Annotated in this window: 13 protein-coding genes and 1 tRNA gene; 4 read left to right on the top strand and 10 right to left on the bottom strand. The window is 71.3% G+C overall.

What is annotated here, in order from left to right; genetic code table 11:
* Nucleotides 1–12: 12 nt before the first annotated feature.
* Together AB0L00_RS24740 and AB0L00_RS24735 are read right to left on the bottom strand one after the other, a co-directional pair.
* Nucleotides 13–813 (bottom strand): helix-turn-helix domain-containing protein, encoded by an 801-nt coding sequence (locus AB0L00_RS24740; RefSeq protein ID WP_364438427.1) that lies wholly within the window; start codon nucleotides 811–813, stop codon nucleotides 13–15.
* A gap of 320 nt (nucleotides 814–1,133) precedes the next feature.
* Nucleotides 1,134–1,574 carry a MarR family winged helix-turn-helix transcriptional regulator gene (locus AB0L00_RS24735; protein ID WP_364438425.1) on the bottom strand — a complete coding sequence of 147 codons (441 nt, stop codon included), beginning with the start codon at nucleotides 1,572–1,574 and terminating at the stop codon, nucleotides 1,134–1,136.
* A 106-nt stretch (nucleotides 1,575–1,680) separates the two neighbouring features.
* Between AB0L00_RS24735 and AB0L00_RS24730 the strand changes: the two genes are divergently transcribed.
* A complete protein-coding gene (locus AB0L00_RS24730) occupies nucleotides 1,681–2,031 on the top strand; it encodes a DoxX family protein (RefSeq protein ID WP_364438423.1) in 351 nt (116 codons plus the stop codon).
* Nucleotides 2,032–2,047: 16 nt separating this feature from the next.
* Here AB0L00_RS24730 and AB0L00_RS24725 read toward each other — a convergent pair whose 3' ends face one another.
* Entirely contained in the window at nucleotides 2,048–3,259 is a 1,212-nt protein-coding gene (locus AB0L00_RS24725) for an MFS transporter (protein ID WP_364438420.1), read from the bottom strand.
* 81 nt (nucleotides 3,260–3,340) lie between these two features.
* Here AB0L00_RS24725 and AB0L00_RS24720 point away from each other — a divergent pair, with 81 nt between their 5' ends.
* The 3 genes from AB0L00_RS24720 to AB0L00_RS24710 all read left to right on the top strand — a co-directional run bounded on the left by AB0L00_RS24720 (nucleotide 3,341) and on the right by AB0L00_RS24710 (nucleotide 4,634).
* A complete protein-coding gene (locus AB0L00_RS24720) occupies nucleotides 3,341–3,928 on the top strand; it encodes an ABATE domain-containing protein (RefSeq protein ID WP_364438417.1) in 588 nt (195 codons plus the stop codon).
* Nucleotides 3,929–3,995: 67 nt separating this feature from the next.
* Nucleotides 3,996–4,190 (top strand): hypothetical protein, encoded by a 195-nt coding sequence (locus tag AB0L00_RS24715; RefSeq protein WP_345366127.1) that lies wholly within the window; start codon nucleotides 3,996–3,998, stop codon nucleotides 4,188–4,190.
* A gap of 135 nt (nucleotides 4,191–4,325) precedes the next feature.
* Nucleotides 4,326–4,634, top strand: coding sequence for a type II toxin-antitoxin system VapB family antitoxin (locus tag AB0L00_RS24710; protein ID WP_364438414.1), 309 nt, complete (start codon nucleotides 4,326–4,328; stop codon nucleotides 4,632–4,634).
* Here AB0L00_RS24710 and AB0L00_RS24705 read toward each other — a convergent pair.
* The 7 genes from AB0L00_RS24705 to AB0L00_RS24675 all read right to left on the bottom strand — a co-directional run bounded on the left by AB0L00_RS24705 (nucleotide 4,628) and on the right by AB0L00_RS24675 (nucleotide 8,886).
* A complete protein-coding gene (locus tag AB0L00_RS24705) occupies nucleotides 4,628–5,770 on the bottom strand; it encodes an alpha/beta hydrolase-fold protein (RefSeq protein ID WP_364438411.1) in 1,143 nt (380 codons plus the stop codon). The genes AB0L00_RS24710 and AB0L00_RS24705 overlap by 7 nt on opposite strands.
* 187 nt (nucleotides 5,771–5,957) lie before the next feature.
* Nucleotides 5,958–6,524, bottom strand: coding sequence for a TetR/AcrR family transcriptional regulator (locus AB0L00_RS24700; protein WP_345366134.1), 567 nt, complete (start codon nucleotides 6,522–6,524; stop codon nucleotides 5,958–5,960).
* A 46-nt stretch (nucleotides 6,525–6,570) separates the two neighbouring features.
* The gene (locus AB0L00_RS24695; protein WP_364438408.1) at nucleotides 6,571–6,822 is read right to left on the bottom strand and encodes a hypothetical protein; all 252 of its coding nucleotides are present in this window, start codon (nucleotides 6,820–6,822) and stop codon (nucleotides 6,571–6,573) included.
* Between the two features lie 510 nt (nucleotides 6,823–7,332).
* Nucleotides 7,333–7,419, bottom strand: a tRNA-Ser gene (locus AB0L00_RS24690).
* An 11-nt stretch (nucleotides 7,420–7,430) separates the two neighbouring features.
* Nucleotides 7,431–7,898 (bottom strand): tRNA adenosine(34) deaminase TadA, encoded by a 468-nt coding sequence (gene tadA / locus AB0L00_RS24685; protein WP_364438406.1) that lies wholly within the window; start codon nucleotides 7,896–7,898, stop codon nucleotides 7,431–7,433.
* Nucleotides 7,899–7,930: 32 nt separating this feature from the next.
* Nucleotides 7,931–8,383 carry a tRNA adenosine deaminase-associated protein gene (locus AB0L00_RS24680; protein WP_364438403.1) on the bottom strand — a complete coding sequence of 151 codons (453 nt, stop codon included), beginning with the start codon at nucleotides 8,381–8,383 and terminating at the stop codon, nucleotides 7,931–7,933.
* Between the two features lie 26 nt (nucleotides 8,384–8,409).
* Nucleotides 8,410–8,886, bottom strand: a complete 477-nt coding sequence (locus tag AB0L00_RS24675) for a tRNA adenosine deaminase-associated protein (RefSeq protein ID WP_345366140.1) — start codon at nucleotides 8,884–8,886, stop codon at nucleotides 8,410–8,412.
* Nucleotides 8,887–8,972 lie beyond the last annotated feature (86 nt).

The following is an 8,972-nucleotide window of genomic DNA, read 5'->3' as shown; positions in this document are numbered from 1 at the left end:
AATCGTAGATGCTCAGGTCGCCGCGCGGCGCTCGGCGCGGAGGCGGAGGAGGTCGGCGGTGGCCTGGTCGGCGGGCAGGAACGCCTCCAGGTGAAGCTCGGCGAGCGTGACGTCCGTGGCGGTGGCGAACGACGTCAGCGTGGTGATCAGGCGCAGCTCGCCGTCCACCGAGGCCAGGCGCATCGGTACGGCGAAGCCGAGGTGGTCCGGGCCGACCGGGGCGTCGGGCACGTATCCGGCCAGTTCGGCGACGAACTCGTCGAGGCGTGGGTCGGGGCTGCGGTGCGCCCGGGCGTTGAGGCCCTGGATGACGTGCCGCCCCCACTCGGCGAAGTTCCGCACCCTGGGCGCCATCCCGTCCGGATGCAGCATGAGCCGGAACATGTTCACCGGAGGCGTGAGCAGCTCGGGCGAGGCGCCCTCGGTGAACACCTCGACGGCGTCGTTGGCCGCGACCACCCGGCCGTGCGGTCCGACGACGAACGCCGGATACGGCAGGTGGCCGTACAGGATCTGCTCCAGCGCCGTACGGACCGGGCGCAGGGCCTCCTCGTCGAAGCCGGACTCGCTGAAGACCGGTGCGTAGCCGGCCGCGGCGAGCAGGCCGTTGCGTTCCCGCAGCGACAGGCGGAGCGACTCGGCCAGCCGGATCACGATCGCGCGGCCCGGCTGGGATCGGCCGCTCTCGATGAAGCTCAGATGGCGTTGCGTCGTGCCCGCCAGCACGGCGAGCTCCAGCTGGCTGATCCGGCGGACGCGTCGCCAGCGCCGCAGCTCCGCCCCGACGCCGGTCCGCTCGGTCGTAATGGTCACGAGGCAGTTCTATCGGGCGTTCCGCGCGTCGGCGATTCCCCGGGAGGAATTGCCGCGCGTCATGGCCGCTCCGCAGGATCACCCGACGGGCGGTGCTGAGCGAGGCCGGCGTGGTCCTCATTCCGGAGCACCTGTCGTTCGAGGAGGCCGCGGAAGGCCGAGCGGCTACGGGCGCTCGGGGCCGATGAGGTGATCGACCACCGGCGGAACCCCGAGTGGTCGGAGGAGGTACGGAGCCTGACCGGCGGCCGGGGCCGATCGCGTCGTCGACGCGACGGGCCCGCTGGAGCAGTCACTGACGTCGACGGCGGGCCGGGCGATCAGTCGTCGCCGGGGCAGCCTTCGTCGTCGGCGCCGGGCCTGACGCGCGCGAGGAGACGCTGCAGGGTGGCGAGCTCGCCGGCGGTCAGGTCGGCGAAGAGCTCCGCCTCGACGGCGGCGACGGCGGTGTGGACATCGCCGACCAGCTCGGTGCCCCGGTCGCGGATCTCCACGATGTGGCGGCGCCGGTCGGCGGGGTCGCGGCGGCGTTCGGCGAGGCCGTCCTTCTCCAGGTCGTTGAGGATGGCGACGAGCACGCTGGGGTCGACGCCGAGCTCCTCGACGAGGGCCTGCTGTCCCCTCGGCCCCTCGTCGGAGAGCAGCATGAGGACGTGGGCGTGCGCGGGCTTGAGGCCGTGCGCCGCCAGCGCCTCCTTGATCCGACCGCCGGCGATCTGGCCTGAGTAGGCCAGGACCATGCCGGGGCGGTTCGGAATCACAGCCCGATCATACAAGCGTTGAACGATCCATCACTCTAGATAGTTGAATGTTTTCAATCATCTGCTAGCGTCCATGCTCTCGTGCCCTCAACCGTTGGGAGCTTTCATGTTCGTCGCCTATGCCATCGTCGGGGTGCTGCTGGCGATCATGTTGCTGGCGTCCGCGGCGGCTAAGCTCACCAAGAACAAGCAGATCGTCGAGGGCCTCACCGGCATCGGCGTGCCGCTCGGCATGTTCCCGTTCCTGGCCGCCTGCGAGATCGCCGGCGCGGCGGGGCTTGTGATCGGACTCTGGTACGGCCCGCTGGGCGTCGCCGCCGCGATCGGCGTCGTTCTCTACTTCATCGGCGCCGTGGGCGCCCACCTGCGCAAGAGCGACTTCAAGGGCCTGCCCAACGCGCTGGTGATGCTGATCGCCGCGGCCGCGGTCCTCGTGCTGCGGGTGCTCTCGCTCTGACCGGGCGGCGTTCGCGCTAACCGCGGCGTTCGGTGCACCAGCCGAGGAGGGCGAGGATGGGGAGGGCCGCGCCGAAGGCGGTCAGGGCGCCCCAGCCCCAGTCGTGGTAGGCGAACGACCCGAGCTGCGACCCCGCCGCCCCGCCGACGAAGAACGTCGCGATGTAAGCGCTGTTCAGCCTGGCGCGGGCGGTGGCGTCCAGCGCGTAGACGGTGTGCTGGCCGAGGACCAGGGTCGTCTGCACGGCCATGTCGATGAGGACCGCCGCGAGGCCGAGCAGGATCACGTTGTGCCGGCCCAGCGCCGCGACGCCGAAGGACACGGCCGCGCCCGCCAGGCCGACGGCCGTCATCGGCCGGGTCAGCCCCCGGTCGGCCCAGCGCCCGGCCCAGGGTGCGATCAGCGCGCCGCCCGCGCCGACCAGGGCGAACAGTCCGACGCCGAGCTGGGAGTAGTGGAACGGCGGGCCGGTGAGGACGAAGGCGATCGTCGTCCAGAAGGCGCTGAACGCGCCGAACATCGCGGCCTGGTAGAGCGCCCGCCGCCGCAGCGCCGGGTGGACGCGCACCAACTGGACGGTCGTGCGCAGCAGGCGGCCGTACGACAGACCCGTCTTCGCGGGGTGCGGCGGCAGGGTCGTACGGAGGACGAGCCCCAGCACGGCCATGAGAACGGCGGACGCGAAGTAGATGACGCGCCAGCCCGCGAGGTCGGCCAGCACGCTGCTCAGCGCGCGGGAGAGCAGGATGCCGGCGAGGAGCCCGCTCACCACCCGGCCGACGATGCGGCCGCGCGTGGCGTCCGGCGCCAGGTCGGCGGCGAACGGGATGAGGATCTGGACGACGACCGAGGTAGCCCCGCTGACGAGCGAGGCGACGAGGAGGACGGGGAACGCCGGGGCCGTCGCGGCGACGAGCAGGGCCGCACAGGTGATCCCCAGCAGCGTCGCGACGAGCCGCCGGTTCTCCAGGCGGTCGCCGAGGGGGACGAGGAAGAGCATTCCGGCCGCGTAACCGAGCTGGGTCACCGTGATCAGCGCCCCGGCGGCGACGCCGCCGATGTGGAACGAGCCGGTGAGCTCGGCCAGGAGGGGCTGGGCGTAGTACAGGTTGGCGACGGTCAGTCCGCACGACACCGCGAGCAGCAGCACCAGCCAGCCCGGCGGGCCGGACTCCGGCGTGGAGCGGGCGGGAGACGCCTCGGTGTCGGGAGAGGGGCGGAGAGACACGGAACCTCACATGCGGGGGACGGTCCGGGAGTTCCTGCAAAAGGTACCAGTTAAACCGGTTCCCCCCGTTAGGGTGGGTCCATGACGACGACGAGCGTCCGGTTCCGCGAAGGAGCGGGCCGGCTGTGCCTGGACTTCATCCGCACCCTGCGGTACCGCGGGACGCCGACGGCGTCGGAGGAACTGCCCGACGGCCCGGCCCTGGCCGCCTGGGTCCGGCAGTGCGGGCCCTGCTCTCTCGACGTCGTGGCCGACTCGGCGCAGGCGGCCCGCGCCCGCGAGCTGCGCGAGGCGGTCCATGCGCTCGTCATCGCCGCCGTCCGTACGGGCGACCCGGCGGCCTGCGGCGACGACGCGCGGCAGCACCTCAACCGGGCCGCCGCCGCGCCCGTTCCCGTACCCGTCCTGGACGCGTCCGGGGAGATCCGGTGGCGGGCGGACGACCCGGTCACGGCCACGCTCGCCCTGATCGCACGGGACGCGCTGGACCTCGTCACCTCGCCCGCCGTCACGCGCGTCCGCGAGTGCGCCGGCCCACGCTGCGGGGCGCTGTTCCTGGACGGCTCGCGGCCCGGCACCCGCCGCTGGTGCTCGATGGGGACGTGCGGCAACCGCGCGAAGAAGACGACTCGGCGCGCGCGGCGGAGGGGATCCGAAACCGAGGTTTGACCTCCTTCCTCCGGGAGATCACTTGGGCGTCTCGGGGGACGCGGATCAACCTCAGGAGGCACTCATCATGTTGGCCATCGTCGCGGCGATCTGCTTCGCGGTCGCTCTCATCGCCGACTGGCTCGGGGCCAGTTCGGATTTCTTCAACTACCCCACGCTGGACACGCTCGGGCTGCTGCTCCTCGCGCTGCACTTCGCCGGGTTCGGCGCCGGGTACGACTGGCGGGCGCGCGGCCGGTCCTGGCGGGGCAGGCGCCGCTGAGTCCGATCCTCCTTCCGGCACGGCGTCCCTGACGCCGTGCCGGGCCCGTCCCACGGGGCCCGTACGGCGCGGATCGCCCACCGCGCCCCACCAAAAAAGGCAAAGGTCGGCCGGTGCGGCACTAAACTGCATAGGGTGATCTTCAAGGCAGTGGGCGAAGGGCGCCCCTACCCGGAGCACCGGTTCAGCTCCCGGGACTGGGCGAACGTTCCCCCGCGCCAGGTCCGCCTCGACCAGTTGATCACCACCAAGGCCATCCTCGACCTGAACTCCCTGCTGGCCGAGGACTCCACCTTCTACGGCGACCTGTTCCCCCACGTCGTCCAGTGGCGCGGCCAGCTCTACCTCGAGGACGGCCTGCACCGGGCGCTGCGGGCGGCCCTGCACCAGCGTCTCGTCCTCCACGCCCGCGTCCTGGACATGGACGGGGGAACGGCTCAGTAGCAGGTCGCGCGGCCGGGGGTCCGCGTACACGGCACCGCGCTCCACAGCCGCGGCGTCGCCCACATGAACATCTTCGGGAACGCCTCCCGCCACGCCCCGTAGTTGTGCTGGCCCCCCTTGACGATCAGGAACGGCGCGTCCGGCTGATACCGCTTCACCAGGTCGACGAACGCCTGCGCCTGCACCAGGTCGACCTGCACCCCGCTGCCGGTCATCACCCAGAAGTGCGGCAGCCGGCGGTCGACCCCGGGCTTGGCCAGCACCTTCAGCGGGGAGTTCGCGTCGCGCAGCGCCTTGTCACCGCCGAACGGGTCCACCGGCTGCGGCAGCCGGTTGTGCCGCAGCGGCTCGTAGTAGCCGCTCAGTGAGGCCGCGATCCCGTACCGGTCGGGATGGCGCAGCGCGAGGTTGGCCGCGCAGTACCCGCCTTCGGAGAGCCCGGCGATCTCCCACGCGGGACCGGGCGGCTGCACGCGCAGCCGGGCGGCGACGAGATCGGGGACGTCATAGGCGGTGTACGTCTCGTCCTGCTCGCCGCGCACCGTGTCCAGGCACTGCGTGGCCCGGTCCCGGCCGCCGCCGACGTCGGGGATGACGAGCACCGCGGGCTTGGCCTTCCCAGCCGCGATCAGCCCGCGGAACATGCCGGAGATCTTCAACCGGCCCTCGTAGTCACCCGGGTTGCCGGGGGCGCCGTGGATCAGCTCGATGACGGGGAACCGCTCCGCGGCGTACTGCCGCTGGAAGTACTGGGGCGGCAGGTAGATCATGCCCTGGCGGACGATGTGACTCTTCGCGCCGGTCAGCACGGTCTCCATGGCGAAGCCGTTCTTACGCGCCTGCCGCTTCTTCACCGCCTCGCCGAGCACCTGGTCCAGGCGGTCACCGAGGTCGGGCACCCGCGCGACGCTCGCCGGAGCCTGGTTGGTCAGGTCCCGCCACGCGTCGTCCCAGCTCTGGTAGTAGCCGTAGAACTTGTTCACCAGCGCCACGCCGAACAGCATCGCCGGGGCGAACGCGACCACTCCGGCGACCGCCTTCAGGGCGAGCATCCTCGTCTTGACCAGCCAGTAGAGCGCACCCATGAAGCCGATCACGAGCACGGTGAAGGTCAGGAAGCCTTGCGGACCGAACACGCCCCTCCCTACCCGTGGCCACCTCGCCAGGCCGGATGTCTCCGGTCAGTAAGCATGACGTCTGCGGCAACGCGATAGATCCCGCTGGAGGCGGGCCGAACACCAAGTTTCCTTTACCCGCTCGCCGTCGGCTCAGCCGCGCGTGGCCGATCTCCGCCACGCCTCCGGGACGCGGGCGGTCCCGCCCTCAGGACGTCACCCGGGCGGCGAGCAGGCCCAGCACGCCCTTGACGGCGTCCTCGAACGGCTCGACGGAGGCGGCCGCCCGGGCGAGCACATAGCCGCCCTGCAGCGTGGCGACGATCGCCGCCGCCGTGGCCACGGGGTCGAGGTCGCTCGCCAGCTCGCCCCGCTCCCGCCCCTCCGCGAGGACCCGGCCCAGCCGTCGCCGCAGCCAGTCGAAGGTCTCCTCCAGCGGCTGCCGGAGCACCGCATCGGTGATCACGTCCGGGTCCTGGGTCAGGCGCCCGACCGGGCACCCGCGCAGCACCGCCCGTTCGCGGAGCAGGTAGGCCTCGATGCGCTCGTACGCGGTGCCGGGCCCGGACAGCTCGCCCTCCGCCTTGGCCCGCATGTCCTCGGCGGTACGGCGCACGGCCGCCAGCGCGAGGTCCGGCTTGCCGGTGAAGTGGTGATACATACTGCCCTGACCGACCCCGGCCCGCTGCTGGATCGCCCGCGGGCTCGTCCCGACATACCCGCGCTCCCACAGCAGCTCGCGCGTGCTCTCGATCAGACGTTCCCTGGTGTCCATGCGACCATCGTACAAACCAGTAGGTACAGCGGCTTCCGATCGAGCCTCACGGCTGATAGATCTGCTCCAGGTAGGTGATCCGCCCGTCCGCACCGACCCGGATCTGAAAGCCGATGCCCGGTAGTTGGCTCTTGTTCCGCGCCAGAGCGGCCACGAAGGCCGCCGGGGTCACCGAATCGGCGGTCGGGTCCAGCCCGTGCAGCGGGACCCGCAGCAGAATCCGGGCGTCAGGCCGCAACTCGAGGGTCGTCTGCGGGCCGGTGACCGTGACCTTGAGGTACTCGGAGTAATCGTCCACGACATGCCTGATCTTGGCCGGCCGATACGTCACCCGCGTACGCCCGGCCACACCGTCCGCCCCCACCATCACCCCGGTAAGGCTCCTCGGCGAGGATCGTGTCACCGAGGTGGGCGAGGTCCGGGTGACCGACGGACCGACCGCGGACCGATGACCGGACCGATCGTGGCCGCAACCACCGCACAGGACACCAGCGACCGCCACCAACGCCGCGAACCGGATACGGATGACGCGCACGGTCCCCCTCGATCGTCCGGATGGTCCCCGGTGAGACCCTCCTGAGGGACCCACCGATTCCCCAACCTGGATCACGATCGAATCACGCAAGCGACTCGGGCTGCCAGCCCCCGAAGGAATCCAGAAGACGAGAGGGTGCCCTTCGTAAAGGGGCCACCGAACCCCACGGAGCGCGCGGCGAAGCCGCGCACCGGGGGGTCCGGGGGGTCGTCCCCCCGGAAGGAAGCGGAGAAACGGGAAGGTGGCCCCCCGAAGGGGGGCCACCGAACAGAGCGGTGGAGGTGGGATTTGAACCCACGGATGAGTTGCCCCATCACACGCTTTCGAGGCGTGCGCCCTCGGCCGCTAGGCGACTCCACCAAGAGGGCAGCCTACCGGAACTCGGACGGTCCTCGGTCACGTCGGGCGGTGAAGAACTCGGTGAGCAGTGCGGCGCACTCGTCGGCGAGGACGCCGGAGACGACCTCGGGGCGGTGGTTGAGCCGCCGGTCGCGTACGACGTCCCAAAGTGAGCCGACGGCGCCGGCCTTGGGATCGTGGGCGCCGAAGACGATCCGGTCCAATCTGGCGAGGACGGCGGCTCCGGCGCACATGGTGCAGGGCTCGAGGGTGACGACGAGGGTGCAGCCGGACAGGCGCCACTCGCCTCGGCGCGCGGCGGCCTGGCGGATGGCGACGATCTCCGCGTGCGCGGTGGGGTCGCCGGCGCGCTCCCGCTCGTTGTGGCCGGCGCCGATGACCTGGCCGTCGGGCGCGAGCACGACGGCGCCGACGGGCACGTCGGCGGCGGCCCGTCTCGCCTCCTTGAGCGCGAGCCTCATGGCCTCGGCCTCGTCCATCGTCGGACCTCCGGCGTCCGTCCCGGCCGTTGTCACCGCAGCCGGTCGTACTCCTCGGCGAACCCGGCCCCTTCGGCGATGACCGAGAGCGCGTCGCCGGGGAGGGTGCGCTCGCCGAGTGCGGTCAGGGCCTCGCGACTGGTTCCGAAGTCGGCGATGAGCTCCGGGTCGCCGATCGGCTCCTCGCTCGTCGTCTCCGCGGGGGCGTCGAGTTGCTCGCTGAGCATCTCGGCCAGCTCGCTGCCCTGGGGTGCCCTGCCGTCGGAGAGGAAGACGCGGGGGTCCTCGCCGTCGTCGAGGCGGACGACGGCGAACCACTCGTCCTCCTGCTCGACGAGGAGGAGGACCGTGTCGGCCGCCGTCTCGACGACGGTCTCCCGCATGATGTCGGCGATGTCGTCAAGGCCGGTGACCTCGGTGAGGTCCGGCTCGGTCGCGATCCATCCGGCGTCGCTGCGCGCGAACACCCCGCAGAAGTACGGCACGGTTCCATTCTCTCCCGAAACCGGCGCTACTCGATCGCGCGCTCGAAGGCCGCGGCGAAGCCGAGTCGTTTGGCGATGCTCGACAGCATCTCGTCGGGATACAGGTCGAGGTCGCCGGAGAGGGCGCCGAGCTCCATCTCGTCCAGGCCCAGGTCCGCGAAGATCGACATGTCGCCCGCCGGGAGGACCTGGTCGAGCTCCTCGTCGTCGGGGATGTCGAGCTCGAGGAACTCGACGATCTGCCTCGCCAGCTCCCAGTCCACGGACGCGGTGACGTCGGAGAGGAAGACGATCACCTCGTCGCCGAGCACCCGTAGTGCCGCGAAGAAGTCGTCGCCGACCGCGACCAGCCCGACGGTGCCGCCCAGACTGGGCTGTTGCCGGAGGGCATGGATCAGCCCCTCGAGGTCTTCCGTCAGTGCGATGGGAAGCTGTTCCACCTCCCACGCGTCGTCCTCGCGATAGACCACGACAGCGAAGTCCGCCGTGTCCAGTTCAGTCATCTTCACCCCACCCGCGCGCGTCCTGCTCGGGCATCTTGGCAGATGCGGGGGCCGAAGGATCGCGGCACGGGAAAACCCGGGTCCTG

It is taken from the genome of Actinoallomurus sp. NPDC052308, from assembly GCF_040679195.1.
GTDB lineage: Bacteria > Actinomycetota > Actinomycetes > Streptosporangiales > Streptosporangiaceae > Actinoallomurus > Actinoallomurus liliacearum.
Note: the sequence above shows the minus strand (reverse complement) of the source record. Positions and strands in the feature narration are given on the sequence as shown.